We start from the raw sequence: 16,476 nt of genomic DNA, 5'->3' as shown, positions 1-16,476 counted from the left end.
CCTTGCACCTACCGTGCCGACCATTCTCCTTGCCGCACCCCCAGCGCCGTGACCACGCCGTAGGCCGTGATCCCCAGGGCCACGCCCAGGAAATGCCCGTCCAGCCCCATCCCGAACACATTGGCCAGCAGCCAGCCGCCGCCCACCGCCAACGCGATCCGGCACAGCCCCGCGGCCGCCGGCCAGCGCATGCGGCCCGCGCCCATCGAGGCAAAGTACAGTGCCATGCCCAGGCCGAAGCCGCCGAAGGCCGGCCCTACCCATGACAGGGCGCGCGCGGCGATGGCGATCACTTCGGCGTCATGGGTGAACAGGCTGGCAAAGCGCACCGGCGCCAGGCCCACGGCGGTGCCAGCGGTGCCGGCGATGACCAGCGCCAGGAACGCGCCGACCCATGCCGTGCGGCGGGCGGTATGCCAGTCGCCGGCACCCACGGCGCCGCCGACCAGCGCGGTCAGCGCCGAGCCCACGCCAAAGGCCAACGGGATCATCAGGAATTCCAGCCGCGCCGAGATGCCGTAGGCCGCCACCGCCGCGGTGCCGTGGTGGCGCAGCTGCGCGGTGACCAGGATGGTGGTCAGGTTGGCCACCGAGGCCAGCGCGCACGCCACCAGGCCCACCGACAGGATGCGCGCGAACAGCTCCCACGACGGCCGCACCCGCAGCACCGGCACGAAGCCCGCGCCGCCGCGTGCCACTACGATCGCCATGGCCAGCGCCGCGGCCCACGACACCGCTGCCAGCGCGGCGCCGATGCCGGCCAGCCCCATGCCGGCAGGCTCGGCCAGCAGCCACGACAGCACCGGGAAGGCGATCCACATCAGCGCCAGTACGCGTGCGGCCAGTGCATGGCGGCCGCCGCCGCGCAGCACCGAGGCCAGCGTATTCGCCAGCCACGCCGGAATGGCGCCGACACCGAACAGCCAGATCGCATAGTTGGCAGCGGCCTCCGCCGCCGTGGCGCCGGCCACCGCGCCCAGCACGCCGCGCGGGAAGCCCGCCAGCACCACCGCGAAGGCCAGCCCGGCGCTCACCGCGATCAGCAGCGCGTGCATGACCAGCGATGACGCTTCCTCACGCTTGTTGGCGCCGAGCGCGCGGGCGATGGCCGCGACCACGCCGCCGCCCATCGCTCCAGTCGACATCTGTTGCAGCAGCAGCGCAAACGGCAGCACCACCGCCCAGCCGGCCAGTGCCGCCGTGCCCTGGCGCGCGGCCAGCCAGGTCTCGACCAACTGGGCCGCGGCCTGCAGCACGGCGATCAGCGCGGTCGGACCGGCCAGCTTGCCGATGCGGCGCGCAATTTCAGTGGCCGGTACCGCCTCGGCGGGCAGGGCACCCGCAGGCAATGCGCGCATGTCAGTCATGGCGGCTCTCTCCTTGCCCGTCAATGGTCTCGGCCTCGCCAAAGCGCTGCCGCAGGGAGCGGCCGGCGCCCGGGCCGGGCGAGACGCGCACATCGTCCAGCGTGATCGGGCTGCCGTCGGCGCGCGCCAGCGCCGGCTCGGCAATCTCGGCGCCGGTGCGGCGGTCCCGCAGCAGCGTCAGCGGACCCTTTTCATCGGTCATCCAGCGGTCGGCCCAGGCCTTGAGCGCGACAAAGGCGGGGAAGAAGTCGCGGCCCTTGTCGGTCAGCTGGTAGACGTGGCGAGCACCGCCCTCGGGCGTGACGCGGGCCAGCAGCCCATGCGCCACCAGCGTCTTCAGCCGCGCGCTGAGGATGTTGGGGGCGATGCCAAGATTGCGTTCGAACTCGTCGAAGCGCGTGCTGCCATAGAAGGCCTCGCGCAGCACAAGGATGGCCCAGCGTTCGCCCAGCACGGCCATGGAGCGGGCGATGGGGCAGGGCATCGAGGTGAAATCGGTAGGGGGCATGGTCTGCGCCGTTGTGGTCCTGTCGGCTTGCTTTCAAAATGCAAGTTTTCTGGAGAATAGCTTGCAAAGCGAAAGTTTGCAGGGCGGGCTGCGACCCTGGGTCCAGAAAGCGTTCGTTCACCGGCCAGCGGTGCCGGCTACGCCACCGTGTCGTGGAACACCTCAAGCTTGTCCAGTTCCTCGCGCAGGAACCCGATCAGCGCGCGGGTGGCCATCGACGGGTGCAGGTTGGGCGTGGTGATGATGAAGAGCTTGTTGCCCAGCCCCTCCGGGCGCCAGTCGGGCAGCACCGGCACCAGCCGGCCGGTGCGCACTTCCTCCCAGCCGATGTAGACCGGCAGCATGCCGATGCCGTGGCCCTCGCGCACGGCGCGCGCCAGGAACAGGAAGTGTTCGGACTGCAGCTTTGGCGTCAGTGCCACGTCCACGCGCTGGCCGTCGCGGTAGAGCGACAGCGGAAACTGCCGTGGCGGGTACGGCGGGCACAGGAAGTTACAGCCGGTCAGGTCCGGTGGCACTTGTATCGGCGGGATGCCTGCGAGGTACTCCGGCGATGCATACAGTTGCCAGCGGATGTCGCAGATTTCACGCGCCACGTGATCCAGTGGCGGCGCTGAGGTGACCTTCAGCGCGACATCGATCTCGGCCGCGATCAGGTCGTTGACGCGGTTGGCAAAGAACACACGCAGCGTGATGCCGGGGTGCTTCTGTGCAAACTGCAGCAGCAGCGGCGCGATATAGGCATCGCCCAGCCCGGTGGGCACGCTCACGCGCACGTGGCCGCGCAGGGTCTGGCCCAGGCTGTCGATCTCGGCCTGCGCCGAGGCCACTTCCTGCAGGATGCGCACGCCATGCTGGTACAGGGCATGGCCGGGTTCGGTCAGTTCCAGCCGGCGCGTGGTCCGGCGCAGCAGTTGGGCGCCGGCCTGGTGCTCCAGCTCACGCAGCTGGCGGCTGACCTGCGAGCGCGTCACGCCGCGGCGCCGGCCGGCTTCGGCCAGGTTGCCCGCATCGACGATGTCGACGAAGGCCTGGATCAGGTTAAGGTCCATCGGGGATTGCCTGCAGGATTGTCGCGTCTGGTGCAACATTGTGATTCCGATGCGCGTGATTGTCGATCCATGGCTACGCCGATACAGTGGTCGGCTGACAGAACGGATCGCATACAGGAGACAACGGATGGCCACGGACCTCTGGTTTGAAGACATGCGCCGCAACGGCGAAGCACTGCTGGCGCGCGGCGCCCGCCTGGCCGGCGGCCTGCGCGCGCTGGGCGTGCAGGAGGGCGACGTGGTCGCCGTGCTGCTGCGCAACGACCCGGCCTATGCCGACGTGGTCCATGCCTGCCGTACCGCCGGCTGCTACTACTGCCCGATCAACTGGCACTTCACCGCCGAGGAAGTGCGCTTCCTGCTGACCGACAGCGGCGCCAAGGTGCTGCTGGTGCAGGCCGACCTGCTGCCCGCCGTGCGCGACGCCGTGCCGGCCGGCATGGCGGTGCTGTCGGTGGGCGGCCCCGCCGAAGGCGCCATCGACTATGAAAGCTGGCTGGCGCAGCAGCCGGCCTACGACGGCCCGCGCGTGGCGCCGCGCGGCCATATGGCCTACACCTCCGGCACCACCGGCCGGCCCAAGGGCGTGGTGCGCCAGCCGCTGCCGCTGGACCGGCTGGAGGAACAGCTTGCGCGCATGCGCTCGGTGGTGCGGCAGACCTACGGCCTCGAGCCGGGCTGCCGCGCGCTGATGTCAGCGCCGCTGTACCACAGCGCGCCGGGCTCGTTTATCCAGAACGCGCTGCAGATGGCCGAACGCCTGGTGCTCACGCCGCGCTTTGACGCCGAGCAGGTGCTGGCGCTGGTCGAGAAGCACCGCATCGACGTGCTCTACCTGGTGCCGATCATGTACGTGCGCCTGCTCAAGCTGCCTCCCGAGGTGCGCGCGAAGTACGACCTGTCTTCGATCCGCTTCGTCGCCTCCACCGGCTCGCCGTGCTCGCCCGACGTCAAGCGCGCGATGCTGGAATGGCTGGGCCCGGTGATCCATGAAACCTACGCCTCCAGCGAAGCCGGCATGATCACCGTGGCCACGCCGGCCGATGCCGCCGCGCGCCCGGGGACCGCGGGCAAGCCGGTGGATGACGCGCAGCTGCGCATCCTCGACGAGAACGGCCGCCAGTGCGCGCCGGGCGAGATCGGCCTGGTCTACGTGCGCCAGCCGGCTTACCCCGACTTCAGCTACCGCAACAATGACGCCGCGCGCGCCGCCATCGACCGCGGCGGGCTGGTGACGCTGGGTGACATGGGCTATGTCGACGCCGACGGCTACCTGTTTATCTGCGACCGCGCCTCGGACATGGTGATCTCCGGCGGCGTGAACATCTACCCGGCCGAGATCGAGCATGAGCTGGTGCGCTACCCCGGCGTGGCCGACTGCGTGGTGTTCGGCATCCCCGACGACGAATACGGCGAGCGCCTGCTGGGCATGGTGCAGCCCATGCCAGGCGTGGAGATCCGCGAGGCCGAGGTGATCGACTGGCTGCGCCAGCGGCTGTCGGGCTTCAAGGTGCCGCGCAGCATCGTGGTCGAGGCGCAGCTGCCGCGCGATGAAACCGGCAAGCTCGCCAAGCGCCGGCTGCGTGACCGATACTGGGAAGGCCGCCAGCGCCGCGTCTGAGCGCCAGCCCGGCCTGCATGGATCACGACCGATAACAACAGGAGGAGACGCGATGCAGAACCAACCGAGCGGACGGCGCGCCTGGCTCGCCGCGATGGCGGCCGGCGCGGGGTGCGCGCTGGCCATGTGGGGCGGGGCCGCGCAGGCCGCCTATCCCGACCACCCGATCAAGCTGGTGGTGCCCTACACGCCCGGCGGCTCGACCGACCAGTTCGGCCGCGCGCTGGCCGACGGCATGTCGCGCCAGCTGGGCCAGGCCGTGGTGGTGGAAAACCGCCCCGGCGCGGCCACCATGATCGGCACCACCAGCGTGGCGCGCGCGCCGGCGGACGGCTACACCATGGTACTGGCCACCAACGGCAGCATGGTGCTCAACCCGATGCTGTACAAGAAGATCAACTACGATCCGCCCAAGGACTTCAGGATCTTCAGCATTGGCGCCGAGGTGCCGCTGGTGGTGGTGACCAACAGCAAGGTGCCGGCCAGCAATCTCCGCGAGTTCGCGGCCTATGCCAAGGCCGCGGGCGGCAAGCTCAACTATGGCTCGGTCGGCCTGGGCAACGCGCTCCAGCTGGCCACCGAAATGCTCAAGACCGAGCTGGGCATCAGTGTCACCCATGTGCCCTACAACGGCAGCGCCCCGGCGCTGTCGGCGCTGCTGGCCAACGATGTGCAGCTGATGGTGGATGTGGTCAGCACCTCGCTGCCGCATATCAAGGCAGGCAAGCTCAAGGCACTGGCGGTCACCGGCCGCACCCGGCTGGAGGTGCTGCCCAACGTACCGACCGTGGCGGAAAGCGGCTATCCCAACTTCCAGGCCGCCACCTGGTTCGGCCTGGCGGTGCCCGCGCAAACGCCGCCCGAGGCCGTGGCAAAGCTGCAGGCCGCGGCCGCCCACGTGCTGAAGGACGCGCAGTTCCGTGCCACCTTCAGCGCCCTGGGGCTGGTCGTGCTGGAGCCGCGCACGCAGGCCGAGATCGACCGCTATATCGAGGCCGACCGGGAGCATTGGGGCAAGGTGATCAAGGCGAACAACATTTCGCTGGACTGAGCCCAGGGTTTGGTGCGATGGCGATGGGCGTATAGTTCGAAGTCATTCCGGCGCACGCGTGCACCACGCGCCGCGCCGGATGCCTACGCCACGCCCCAGTCATGACCGATCGCGAGCCCAACGATCCCAAGCCTCCCGTTTCTTCTTCCACCGATCCGGACGCCAGCCCGGACTCCGGGGCACGCCCCGATGCCGGTATCCCGCCTCCCGATCCCCGCCTGCTGAACCAGATCAGCCGCCGCGCCCGCCTGGCGGCGTGGCGCAAGTCGCGCCAGGCCGGGCGCATCTCGCGCACCACCCTGCGCTATGCGGTGTTCATGTTTGGCGCCGGCTGCGTCGGGCTGTTCTCGCTGGTGTTCGCGTGGATCGCCGAAGTGGCGCTGCGCTGGAACCACCACCTGACCCAGGCCACGCCGTGGCTGGCCTTTGTGATGCTGCCGTTCGGGCTGGCCGCGCTGCGCTGGCTGACGATCCGGCTGGCGCCGCAGGCGCGCGGCAGCGGCATCCCCCAGGTGATCGCGGCGGTCACGCTGCCGCCGTCGGGGCCGGCGCAGACGGTGCTGGTGTCGTTGCGCCAGTCGATGTGGAAGGTGGTGCTGACCGCCGCGGCGCTGCTGGCAGGCGCCTCGGTCGGGCGCGAGGGGCCGTCGGTGCAGGTGGGTGCCGCGGCCATGCTGGCCTGGGGCCGCTGGTGCCAGGAGAAGCTGCGCTTTCGCATCGGCTTCCATCCCAATGCGCTGATCGCCGCGGGCGCCGCCGGCGGCCTGGCGGCGGCGTTCAACACGCCGCTGGCCGGGGTGGTGTTCGCCATTGAAGAACTGGGCCGGGGCACCGCGGTGCGCTGGGACCGGCTGGTGCTGTCGGGCGTGCTGACTGCCGGTTTTGTGTCGCTGGCGGTGCTGGGCAACAACCCGTATTTCGTGGTCAAGGTGCCGATGCTGGCGCTGCATGAAGCCTGGGGCCCGGTGCTGCTGTGTGCCGTTGTCACCGGCGTGCTGGGCGGCCTGTTCGCCAAGGCGCTCAAGGGCGGCGTGCCGGCGCTGTTGCCCGCGGCGTGGCGCGACTGGCCGGTGCGGCATCCGGTGTGGGTGGCCTTTGGCTGCGGGCTGGTGGTGGCCGTTATCGGCTGGGCTACCGCGGGCGCGACCTTCGGCACCGGCTATGAGCAGGCCGCGGCACTGATCAACGGCGAATCGCATGCCACGCTGTGGTTCGGCATCGCCAAGCTGGTGGCCACCGTGGTGTCGTACTTCGCCGGCATCCCGGGCGGCATCTTCACGCCGGCGCTGGCGGTCGGCGCGGGCATCGGCGAAAACGTCGCGCACTTCGTCACCGGCATGGCCGAGCCGCGCGTGCTGGCGCTGGTCTCGATGGCGGCCTTCCTGGCCGCGGCCACGCAGGCGCCGATTACCGCCAGCGTGATCGTGATGGAGATGACGCGCACGCAGGACCTGACGGTCTTCCTGCTGGCGGCGTCGCTGCTGGCGTCGTTTATCTCGCGGCAATTCTCGCCGCACCCGTTCTACCACCAGGTGGGCCACGTGTTCCGGCGCGAGGCGTTGGCGCTGGTGCGCAAGGCGCCTGCCGGCTGATCCCGCCGAATGCCGTAAGTGCCTGCGCCGCCGGGGCCATGGGGTAAGCTACCGCTCGCCCCTTGCCGGCGCGGCTGCCAGTGATCTTTTCGTCACGATCACACGCTGCGCAGGAACAACCCGGCCGGGGCTGGCTCCAACCCGGAGCCGTTCACCAGGAGTCCGATTTGAAATTCCCCGTTGCCGGGCTGGCGCTTGCCGGCCTGCTGGGCGCCGCTGCCGGCGCCATTGCCGCCCCTGCTTCCGTCCCTGCCGCCAAGCCGGCGGCACCCGCACCGGCCAAGGCCCAGGCCGGGAACAGCGCGCTGTCGCCGCTGCTGGCCATGCTGGAAATCGGCAACCCGCTGCCGGCCTTGCCGGACTGTGCCGACAAGCGCACGCCCGATGGGCGCGATGTCACCGGATTCTGTGTCGAACTGAAGGGCGATGGCCTGATGCGCCAGGTCGGCGTGCCGCGTGCGCAGCGCCCGTCCTTCATGGACGGCCCCTTTGTGCTGGCCTTTGTCGACCGCAACGCGCTGGTCGGCCTGGTGGTGCCGACCGCCGGCGCCAACTCGCAGCAGGCCGCGGCCGACAGCGTCAGTGCGCTGTACGGCAAGCCGTTCCGGCAGGAGCAGGTCGACATGCCCGACAAGGGCGGCAAGAGCGTGAAGACGTTGCACGCCGGCTGGATGCAGAAGCCGCTGACGGTGGAGCTGTACGCCATGCCGGAAGACCCCAACACCGGCACCATCGAAATGCTGCTGCCGCAGGCGCGCGTGCTGATGGCGGACAAGGATGCCGAGGTGGACAAGCAGCTCAATCCGGCGTCGGCACCCGCGGCCAAGGGCGGCAAGGCAGCCGCCGCCAAGCCCGCGCCGAAGCCTGCGCCCAAGCCGGAGAAGCCTGGCAGCTGGTAACACCGGCAGCAGGCGGCCAGCCGCCTGCTTTAGCCGCTCAGGCCTCAGAGCCCTTCCATCACCTTGTCCAGCCCCCGCACCACGCCGCGCACGGTGTGGACCTTGCGGATCGCCAGCAGCGCGCCGGCGACATAGGGCGTGGAGCCGTCGCCGGCTTCGTGCTTCAGGTGCAGGCGCTGGCCGTCGGCGCCGAAGATCACTTCCACGCCAAGCTGGTAGCCCGGCAGCCGCACCGCATGCACCTGTGTGCCCGACATGGTGGCGCCGCGGGTTTCCTTCGGGCCGTTGACCTGGTCGACCGGCACTGCCTGCGCGGCGGCCTTGACCTGGCCGAGCCGGTAGGCCAGCTCGCGCACGGTGCCGGAGGGCACGTCGATCTTGCCGGCCTTGGCGTAGTCAATGATCTCCCAGTGCTCCAGATGGCGCGCGGCCATCTCGGCAAACTTCTGCAGCAGCACCACCGTGATGGCGAAATTGCCGCAGGCGAGCACGCCGCGGTCGGCCTGGCGCGCGGCCGCGTCGATCTCGGCATAGTCCTCGTCGGTCAGCCCCGAGGTGCCCACCACCACGTGCGCGCCGTGCGCCAGCGCCTGCAGGATGTTGTGCTTGGCAATGCCCGGCTTGGTGTATTCGACATAGACGTCGTAGGACGTCGCCCCCAGGGCCTCGATGCTGGCGGCCGCCACGCCCGGCGTATCGGCATGGCCGGTCAGCTGCGCCAAAGGCTGCCCCGCGGCGCCGCGCGACAAGCCGGCCACCAGGGTCATGTCGGCCGCATGGGCCACGCCGCGCGCCAGTTCGCCGCCGGCCCAGCCGGTCACGCCGCCCACGGCGACACGGATCGGATTGTTCATCTTGTTGCTCCGCAAACGCTTGATCGGGTTGGCAGCATACCGCGTCAGCCGGCGGCGCGCCGGCGGTCGAGCTTGCGCGCCAGCACGATCGAGGTGGTGGTGTGGTTGACGCCGTCGAGCATGCCGATCTCGTCGAGCAGCCGGTCCAGCCGGTCATGCGTGTCGCAGCGGATCGCCACCAGGTAGTCGACCGGGCCGCTGACGGAATTGACCTCTTCGATCTCGGGCAGGCGCTGCAGTGCGCGCAGGATCGCGGGCGCAGCCTTGGGCTGCACCGACAGGCCGCAATAGGCCAGGATGGCGTTGTCTTCCATGCGCTGTCCCAGCCGCACGCCGTAGCCGGCAATCACCCCGCTGCGCTCCAGCCGCGCAATGCGCGCCACCACGGTGGTGCGGGCGATGCCCAGGTGCCGGGCGAGGTTGGCGGCGCTTTCGCGGGCATTGGCCTGCAGCAGCGACAGCAAGTGCCGGTCGGTGGTGTCGAGTTCGGTCATTGCGTCGGTAGGCTTCGTCGTTTCGTTCGATTATGGCGGGTTTTCGTCGTTCTTGCGTCTTCATTGTGTCGACCGGGCTATCCATACTCCAGTCAACAGGACAACCTTTTCTTGTGGACGGAGACACCATGCAAGCCTCGAACCTGGGCCGGCAGGGCCCGCGCGACCTGCCCAAGGCGCCCCGCCCGCTGCACGTGACGGTGCTTGGCGCGGGCAAGATCGGGCGCACCATTGCCGCCATGCTGCATGACAGTGGCGACTACCGTCTCAGCGTGGTCGACCATGACGCACGCCGCCTCGACGGCCTGCCGCGCGGCGTGCTGGCGCGCGCCGGCGACCCCACCGAGCCCGGCACCTGCGCCGCGCTGCTGGCCGGCGCCGATGCCGTGCTCAACGCGCTGCCGTTCCATGCCGCGATCAGCGTGGCTTCGGTGGCGGCGCGCCTGGGCGTCCATTACTTCGACCTGACCGAGGACGTGGCCGCGACCCAGGCCATCCGCCAGCTGGCGCAAAGCGCGCGCTCGGTGCTGATGCCGCAATGCGGGCTGGCGCCGGGCTTTATCGGCGTGGTCGGGCATGACCTGGCGCAGCGCTTCCTGCGCGGCGGGGGTGAGCTGCTGGACCTGCAGATGCGGGTCGGCGCGCTGCCGCGCTATCCCAGCAATGCGCTCAAGTACAACCTGACCTGGAGCACCGAGGGACTGATCAACGAGTACTGCAACCCGTGCGAGGCCATCGTCGACGGCCGCCGCGTGGAACTGACGGCGCTGGAGGGGCTGGAGAGCTTTGCGCTGGACGGCATCGAGTACGAAGCCTTTAATACATCTGGCGGCCTGGGCACGCTGCCTGAAACGCTGGCCGGCCGCGCGCGCCATGTCGACTACAAGTCCATCCGCTATCCGGGCCATTGCGCGCTGATGAAACTGCTGCTCAACGACCTGCGCCTGCGCGAACGCCGCGAATGGCTGCGCGATATCTTCGACCGCGCCATCCCGGTGACCGACCAGGACGTGGTGATCGTGTTCGCCACCGCCACCGGCTACCCGGCCGGGGGCGAACGCGGACGCGGGCCGCTGACGCAGGCATCGTTCTCGGTGCGCATCGGCGGGGTGGATGGCAAGGGTGGCCATGTCAACGCCATCCAGCTGACCACCGCCGCGGGCATCTGCACCGCGCTGGACATGGTGGCCACCGGCGCGCTGCCGCAATCCGGCTTCGTGCGGCAGGAATCGATGCCGCTGGACGCCTTCCTTGCCAATCGCTTCGGCCGCCACTATACGCAGCATCCGTTACAGGAGACCCTCGTATGAAAGCGCAAGAGTTTGCTGCCTGCTGGGATTCGCTGGGCCTGCCGCGGCCGTGGCGGGAGGGCACTCCGGCCGGCGCCGTAACGGTCCGCTCGCCGGTCGATGGCGAGGCCATCGGTCATGTCCTGGCCTGCACGCCGGCACAGGCCGATGCGCTGATCGCCCGCGCCCATGCGGCGCAGACCACCTGGGCGCTGCTGCCCGCGCCCGCGCGCGGCGAGATCGTGCGGCGCTTCGGCGAGGTGTTGCGCGAACACAAGCCGGCGCTGGGTCGGCTGGTCTCGCTCGAGTCCGGCAAGATCCTGCAGGAAGGCCTGGGCGAGGTGCAGGAGATGATCGACATCTGCGACTTCGCGGTCGGGCTGTCGCGCCAGTTGCACGGGCTCACCATTGCCTCCGAGCGCCCGCAGCATGCGATGCGCGAGACCTGGCATCCGTACGGGCTGTGCGGCGTGATCTCGGCGTTCAACTTCCCGGTGGCGGTGTGGGCGTGGAATGCGGCGCTGGCGCTGGTGTGCGGCAACGGCGTGATCTGGAAACCTTCGGAAAAAGTCACCCTGTGCGCGCTGGCCGCGCATGGCCTGCTGGAGCGTGTGCTGGCCGCGGCGGCGCCGCAGCATACCGGCATCTCGGCGGTGCTGCCGGGCGGGCGCATGCTGGGCAACCACCTGGTGTCGCACCCGGCGGTGCGGCTGGTCAGCGCCACCGGCTCGACCCGCATGGGCCGCGAGGTCGGCATTGCCTGCGCCGGGCACTTCAAGCGCAGCATCCTGGAGCTGGGCGGCAACAATGCCGCCATCGTCGCACCCTCGGCCGACATCGAGCTGGCGGTGCGCGCCATCACCTTCGCCGCGGCCGGCACGGCGGGCCAGCGTTGCACCACGCTGCGCCGCTGCTTTATCCACGCCGACCTGATCGACACCATGGCGAGCCGGCTGATCACGGTGTTCGACCGCCTGCCTGTCGGCGACCCGCTCGCAGACGGCACCCTGGTCGGCCCGCTGATCGACAGCGCCGCGGGCGATGCCATGGCCAATGCGCTGGCCGCCTGCCGCGCGCAGGCCAATATCGTCACCGGCGGCGAACGGCTGCTGGCCGCCCGCTACCCGCATGCCTGTTACGTGCGGCCCGCGCTGGTGATGACCGACGCCCAGCACGACACCATGCTGACAGAAACCTTTGCCCCGATCCTGTACCTGATGCCGTACACCACGCTGGATGAGGCCATCGCGCTGAACAACGCCGCGGCGCACGGGCTATCGTCGTGCATCTTCACGGAATCGATGCGCGAGGCCGAGCGCTTCCTGTCCTCGGCAGGCAGCGACTGCGGCATTGCCAACGTCAACATCGGCACCAGCGGCGCGGAGATCGGCGGCGCCTTCGGCGGGGAAAAGGCGACGGGCGGGGGCCGCGAGTCGGGATCCGATGCGTGGAAGGGCTATATGCGCCGCGCCACCAACACGATCAACTATGGCGATTCGCTGCCGCTGGCGCAGGGGATACGGTTCGAGATCTGACGGGAATCCTTGAGTGTGTTACAGGGCGCGTAGGGAACGGTAACAAGCCTTACACGCCTTTGACGCCGTATTACGGTTTCTGCCCGTATAACGTCAGCAGGGCAGGCACATGCCCGTTCCGACCCAAGGACGAATGATGAGAATGCTGACGATTGGACTGGCTGCCGCTGCGGCATCCGTCACCCTGCTGGGCGGCTGCGCCGTCTATCCCACGCCTGCCGGCCCTGCGATCGGCCCTGCGCCGGTGTATGTGGCGCCCGCGCCGGTCGTGGTGGCACCGCGGCCGTACTACTATGGCGGCTATGGCTACTATGGCCGGGGCTACCGCCACTGGTAATGGCAGCGGTTGGCACGACAATGCAGGAGGATGCCGGCGCGTAGAGAGAGGTCGCGCGCCGGCCGCCATTCAGTCGCCGGCCGCGTCGCCGGCCCGGGCGTTCAGCCCGCCCCAGCTGGGCGCGAGCGTCTGCCCGATCTCCGGCAAATCCACCAGGTCGAGCACGCGCCCGACCGTATGGTCGACCAGTTCGGCAATGCTCTGTGGCTTCTGGTAGAAGCCCGGCACCGGCGGGAACACGATCCCGCCCATTTCCGTTACCGCCGTCATATTGCGCAGGTGCGCAAGGTTCAGCGGCGTTTCCCGCACCATCAGCACCAGCTTGCGCCGCTCCTTGAGCGTGACGTCGGCCGCGCGCGTGATCAGGTTATCTGACAGGCCGTGCGCAATCGCCGCCAGTGTGCGCATGGAGCAGGGGGCCACCACCATTGCCTGTGCGCGGAACGAGCCACTGGCGATGGTCGCGCCAATGTCGCGCACGTTGTGCACGACGCTGGCCAGCGCCTCCACCTCGGCACGGCTGATGTCCAGCTCGTGCTGCAGGTTCATCACGCCGGCCGGCGAAATCAGCAGATGGGTTTCCACCGAGGGCGCCGCGCGCAGCACCTGCAGCAGGCGCACGCCGTAGATGGCGCCGGTGGCGCCCGTGATGGCGACGATCAGCCGTTTTGGTGTGCCGCCAGTCACGGACATACAGGAACTCAGCCCTTCAGCAGGGTCTGCAGTTCGCCGTTCTGGTACATCTCCATCATGATGTCCGAGCCGCCGATGAACTCGCCGTTCACATAGAGCTGCGGGATGGTCGGCCAGTTGGCGTATGCCTTGATGCCCTGGCGGATGCCTTCGTCATCCAGCACGTTGACCGTGGTGGGCGCGTCCACGCCGCAGGCCTTCAGGATCTGGATGGCGCGGCCCGAGAAGCCGCACATCGGGAATTGCGCAGTGCCCTTCATGAACAGGACTACCGGGTTGCCCTTGACGATCTGATCGATCTTTTGCTGTACGTCGCTCATGGTTTGCTTTTCAGTGGGGCGATGCCATGTCGCGGGCGCCGCCTGGGGAGAATGGGACGCCACGCGGCCGGGCCGCACGGCGGGATCTGACGGGGATTTTACCGGAATCGCCGCCGGGCTTCAGTGACCGGCAGTGGTGCCGCCAGGCTAAGCGCCTTGCCAACGCCGCCCGCCGGTGCAGCGTTCCAGGCCGGCCAGGTCGCGGGCGGTGAAGAGCTCGGTGAAACCGGCATCCTCCAGCAGCTGGCGGGTGGCCTGCGCCTGGTCGTAGCCATGCTCCATCAGCAGCCAGCCGCCAGGCAGCAGCCGGGCGCCGGCACCGCCCACGATGGCCCGCAGGTCCGACAGGCCGTCGTCGTGGTCGGTCAGCGCGTCGATCGGTTCGAAGCGCAGGTCGCCTTCGGCCAGGTGCGGGTCGCCCTCGGCGATATAGGGCGGATTGCTGACGATCAGGTGAAAGCGCAGGCCCGCCGGCAGCGCCGCGTACCAGTCCGACACCAGGAAGTGGATGCGGTCGGCGCCGAGCGCGCTGGCATTGTCCTGCGCGACCATCAGCGCGCCGGGGGAGATGTCGGTGGCCCAGACTTGCGCATCGCGGCGCTCGCGCGCCAGCGTCACGGCCAGGACGCCCGAGCCCGTGCCCAGGTCCAGCACGGTCGGCTGCGGCACCTCGGCCAGCCGCGCCAGCGAGGCTTCGGCGGCGACCTCGGTATCGGGCCGCGGGATCAGCACATCAGGCGTGACCCGGAACTTGCGGCCGAAGAACTCGCGCTCGCCGATCAGGTAGGCCATCGGCTCGCCCGCCAGCCGCCGCGCCAGCAGCGTGGCAAAGGCGTCGCGCTGGGCGATGGTGAGGGTGTCGGTGTCGCGCGTGATCAGCTGGGTGCGGGTGAGGCCGGTGACATGCGTCAGCAGCATGCGCACTTCCAGGGCAGGCAGCCCGGCCATGGCGGCGAGGGTCTGGGCTTCGCGCAGCGTCGGCGTTGCCGGCAGCGCGGCGGAGTTGGGGGAGGACATCGAAGGGCAGGGGGACGGTTCCGTTGCCGGCTATAAAAAACCCCACCGGCGCAAGGCCTGGCGGGGCTTTGGGGCGGGACTTCCGGCTTGGCGCCAGTGTACCGCTCATCGACCGCGGCGGGCGCAATGCCCCGCCGGGACGATTACTTATTGACGGCGTCCTTGGCCTTGTCGGCACCCGTGTTGACGGCATCCTTGGCGGCCTGCTTGGCATTTGCCATGGCGTTGCCGGCGTCTTCCTTGGCCTTGTCGGCGGCGGCCGAGACATCGGCCGCAGCACCGCTGGCGGCGGCCTTGGCGGCGTCTGCGGCGTTGCTGGCGGCAGCGGCGGCATCGCTGGCGGCGGCCTTGGCGGATTCAGCGGCGCTTTGCATGGCGCTCTCGGCGTTCGAGGCGGCAGGCGGGGCTTCTTCCTTCTTGCTGCAAGCGGCCATGGCCGCGGTGATCATCAACAGCGCGAGCAGTTTTTTCATGATTTCGTCCTAGTATGTTCTCGGGAGTGACTACCCGGCACCATTCTCCGTTTGCCGGTCGAAATCGATTATAGACAGCCGCTTTACCCCCACCAGTGCTGTTTCAAGCATTTACAAGAAATACAAAGATATCGGCGACTTTACGCGGTGTTCGCGGCGGAAGCCCTTTGGGGCGTGCATTGAGTGGCCCTTACACCTCTTCGCCAAGCGCTGCCAGCTGATCAGCCTGATGTTCGGAGGCCAGCGCCGACAGCAGTTCATCCATGTCGCCGTCCATGATCATGTCGATCTTGTACAGCGTCAGGTTGATGCGGTGGTCGGTCACCCGCCCCTGCGGGAAGTTGTAGGTGCGGATGCGGTCGCTGCGGTCGCCCGAGCCGATCAGGTTGCGCCGCGTGCTGGCCTCCTTGGCCTGGGCGGCGCGCGTCTGCATGTCCTTGATGCGGGCCGCCAGCACCTTCATCGCCTTGTCCTTGTTGCGGTGCTGGCTGCGGTCGTCCTGGCACTCGACCACGATGCCGGTCGGCAGGTGGGTCAGGCGCACCGCGGAATCGGTCTTGTTGACGTGCTGCCCGCCGGCGCCCGAGGCGCGGAAGGTGTCGACGCGCAGGTCGGCCGGGTTGATCTCGACCTCGCCCACCTCATCGGCTTCGGGCATCACCGCGACCGTGCAGGCCGAGGTATGGATGCGTCCCTGTGCCTCGGTTGCCGGCACGCGCTGCACGCGGTGGCCGCCTGACTCGAACTTCAGCCTGGAAAACGCCGCATCGCCGGCGATCCGCACGATCACTTCCTTGTAACCGCCCAGGTCTGATTCCGATTCGCTCATCACTTCGACCTGCCAGCGCTGGCGTTCGGCGTAGCGTGTGTACATGCGCAGCAGATCGCCGGCGAACAGCGCGCTTTCCTCGCCGCCGGTGCCGGCACGGATTTCCAGCAGCAGGTTGCGGTCGTCGTTGGGGTCCTTGGGCAGCAGCAGGCGCTGCAGGCTGGCTTCCAGGGCCTCCAGCCGCGCGCGCGCGCTGGCGATCTCGTCGGCGGCAAAGTCCTTCATCTCCGGATCGTCCAGCAGCGCCTGCGCGGTGGCCAGGTCGTCCTGCGCCTGGCGGTACTGGCCGTATTGCTCGGCCACCGGCGACAACTCGGCATGTTCGCGGCTGAGCTTGCGGTACTGGTCGATCCTGGCGGTCGCGTCTTCGCGCGCGAGCAGGGCGTTGACTTCATCGAGTCGCTCGGCCAGTTGGTCGAGCTTGGCAAGCATGCTGGCTTTCATCGGATGCGGACAGGAATGGGGGGTGGGCCGGGCCGCGCGCGGTAGTGGGGCGGCGGCGAAGGCGTGCCCGGCGCGGTGCGCCGGCGGCTGGGCAAGCGCGG

Annotated in this window: 17 protein-coding genes; 7 read left to right on the top strand and 10 right to left on the bottom strand. The window is 69.2% G+C overall.

Annotation, left to right across the window (positions count from 1 at the left end; all coding sequences use genetic code 11):
• Positions 1-8: 8 nt before the first annotated feature.
• From A3A5_RS0128410 to A3A5_RS0128400, 3 genes are all read right to left on the bottom strand, one after another.
• On the bottom strand, positions 9-1,367 hold the full coding sequence (locus A3A5_RS0128410) for an MATE family efflux transporter (protein ID WP_018313856.1): 1,359 nt from the start codon (positions 1,365-1,367) through the stop codon (positions 9-11).
• On the bottom strand, positions 1,360-1,875 hold the full coding sequence (locus A3A5_RS0128405) for a helix-turn-helix domain-containing protein (RefSeq protein ID WP_018313855.1): 516 nt from the start codon (positions 1,873-1,875) through the stop codon (positions 1,360-1,362). The genes A3A5_RS0128410 and A3A5_RS0128405 overlap by 8 nt, the downstream gene beginning before the upstream one ends.
• 137 nt (positions 1,876-2,012) lie before the next feature.
• Positions 2,013-2,927, bottom strand: a complete 915-nt coding sequence (locus tag A3A5_RS0128400) for a LysR family transcriptional regulator (protein ID WP_018313854.1) — start codon at positions 2,925-2,927, stop codon at positions 2,013-2,015.
• A gap of 127 nt (positions 2,928-3,054) precedes the next feature.
• Here A3A5_RS0128400 and A3A5_RS0128395 point away from each other — a divergent pair, with 127 nt between their 5' ends.
• The 4 genes from A3A5_RS0128395 to A3A5_RS0128380 all read left to right on the top strand — a co-directional run bounded on the left by A3A5_RS0128395 (position 3,055) and on the right by A3A5_RS0128380 (position 8,090).
• Positions 3,055-4,548, top strand: coding sequence for an acyl-CoA synthetase (locus A3A5_RS0128395; RefSeq protein ID WP_018313853.1), 1,494 nt, complete (start codon positions 3,055-3,057; stop codon positions 4,546-4,548).
• A gap of 52 nt (positions 4,549-4,600) precedes the next feature.
• Positions 4,601-5,599 carry a tripartite tricarboxylate transporter substrate binding protein gene (locus A3A5_RS0128390; RefSeq protein WP_018313852.1) on the top strand — a complete coding sequence of 333 codons (999 nt, stop codon included), beginning with the start codon at positions 4,601-4,603 and terminating at the stop codon, positions 5,597-5,599.
• A 101-nt stretch (positions 5,600-5,700) separates the two neighbouring features.
• Positions 5,701-7,191 carry a chloride channel protein gene (locus tag A3A5_RS0128385; protein ID WP_018313851.1) on the top strand — a complete coding sequence of 497 codons (1,491 nt, stop codon included), beginning with the start codon at positions 5,701-5,703 and terminating at the stop codon, positions 7,189-7,191.
• Positions 7,192-7,358: 167 nt separating this feature from the next.
• On the top strand, positions 7,359-8,090 hold the full coding sequence (locus A3A5_RS0128380; RefSeq protein WP_018313850.1) for a hypothetical protein: 732 nt from the start codon (positions 7,359-7,361) through the stop codon (positions 8,088-8,090).
• Between the two features lie 44 nt (positions 8,091-8,134).
• Here the strand turns inward: A3A5_RS0128380 and dapB are convergent, their stop codons facing one another.
• Together dapB and A3A5_RS0128370 are read right to left on the bottom strand one after the other, a co-directional pair.
• The gene (dapB, locus tag A3A5_RS0128375; protein ID WP_018313849.1) at positions 8,135-8,944 is read right to left on the bottom strand and encodes a 4-hydroxy-tetrahydrodipicolinate reductase; all 810 of its coding nucleotides are present in this window, start codon (positions 8,942-8,944) and stop codon (positions 8,135-8,137) included.
• Positions 8,945-8,988: 44 nt separating this feature from the next.
• On the bottom strand, positions 8,989-9,438 hold the full coding sequence (locus tag A3A5_RS0128370) for an Lrp/AsnC family transcriptional regulator (RefSeq protein ID WP_010809873.1): 450 nt from the start codon (positions 9,436-9,438) through the stop codon (positions 8,989-8,991).
• A 128-nt stretch (positions 9,439-9,566) separates the two neighbouring features.
• Here A3A5_RS0128370 and A3A5_RS0128365 point away from each other — a divergent pair, with 128 nt between their 5' ends.
• The 3 genes from A3A5_RS0128365 (at position 9,567) to A3A5_RS0128355 (ending at position 12,599) form a co-directional block, all read left to right on the top strand.
• On the top strand, positions 9,567-10,748 hold the full coding sequence (locus A3A5_RS0128365; protein WP_018313848.1) for a saccharopine dehydrogenase C-terminal domain-containing protein: 1,182 nt from the start codon (positions 9,567-9,569) through the stop codon (positions 10,746-10,748).
• A complete protein-coding gene (locus A3A5_RS0128360; protein WP_018313847.1) occupies positions 10,745-12,262 on the top strand; it encodes an aldehyde dehydrogenase family protein in 1,518 nt (505 codons plus the stop codon). The genes A3A5_RS0128365 and A3A5_RS0128360 overlap by 4 nt, the downstream gene beginning before the upstream one ends.
• 142 nt (positions 12,263-12,404) lie before the next feature.
• Positions 12,405-12,599 (top strand): hypothetical protein, encoded by a 195-nt coding sequence (locus tag A3A5_RS0128355; protein WP_018313846.1) that lies wholly within the window; start codon positions 12,405-12,407, stop codon positions 12,597-12,599.
• 69 nt (positions 12,600-12,668) lie between these two features.
• Here the strand turns inward: A3A5_RS0128355 and A3A5_RS0128350 are convergent, their stop codons facing one another.
• The 5 genes from A3A5_RS0128350 to prfA form a co-directional block, all read right to left on the bottom strand.
• Positions 12,669-13,292, bottom strand: coding sequence for a UbiX family flavin prenyltransferase (locus A3A5_RS0128350; protein WP_018313845.1), 624 nt, complete (start codon positions 13,290-13,292; stop codon positions 12,669-12,671).
• Positions 13,293-13,300: 8 nt separating this feature from the next.
• On the bottom strand, positions 13,301-13,612 hold the full coding sequence (gene grxD / locus A3A5_RS0128345; RefSeq protein WP_018313844.1) for a Grx4 family monothiol glutaredoxin: 312 nt from the start codon (positions 13,610-13,612) through the stop codon (positions 13,301-13,303).
• A gap of 147 nt (positions 13,613-13,759) precedes the next feature.
• Positions 13,760-14,629 carry a peptide chain release factor N(5)-glutamine methyltransferase gene (gene prmC, locus A3A5_RS0128340; protein ID WP_018313843.1) on the bottom strand — a complete coding sequence of 290 codons (870 nt, stop codon included), beginning with the start codon at positions 14,627-14,629 and terminating at the stop codon, positions 13,760-13,762.
• A 143-nt stretch (positions 14,630-14,772) separates the two neighbouring features.
• A complete protein-coding gene (locus A3A5_RS0128335; RefSeq protein ID WP_018313842.1) occupies positions 14,773-15,102 on the bottom strand; it encodes a hypothetical protein in 330 nt (109 codons plus the stop codon).
• A gap of 190 nt (positions 15,103-15,292) precedes the next feature.
• The gene (gene prfA, locus A3A5_RS0128330; protein WP_026201224.1) at positions 15,293-16,375 is read right to left on the bottom strand and encodes a peptide chain release factor 1; all 1,083 of its coding nucleotides are present in this window, start codon (positions 16,373-16,375) and stop codon (positions 15,293-15,295) included.
• Between the last annotated feature and the right edge of the window lie 101 nt (positions 16,376-16,476).

The sequence above is a fragment of the Cupriavidus sp. UYPR2.512 genome, assembly GCF_000379565.1.
Lineage (GTDB): Bacteria > Pseudomonadota > Gammaproteobacteria > Burkholderiales > Burkholderiaceae > Cupriavidus.
The sequence above is the reverse complement of the archived record's forward strand: the minus strand, read 5'-3'. Positions and strand labels throughout refer to the sequence as shown.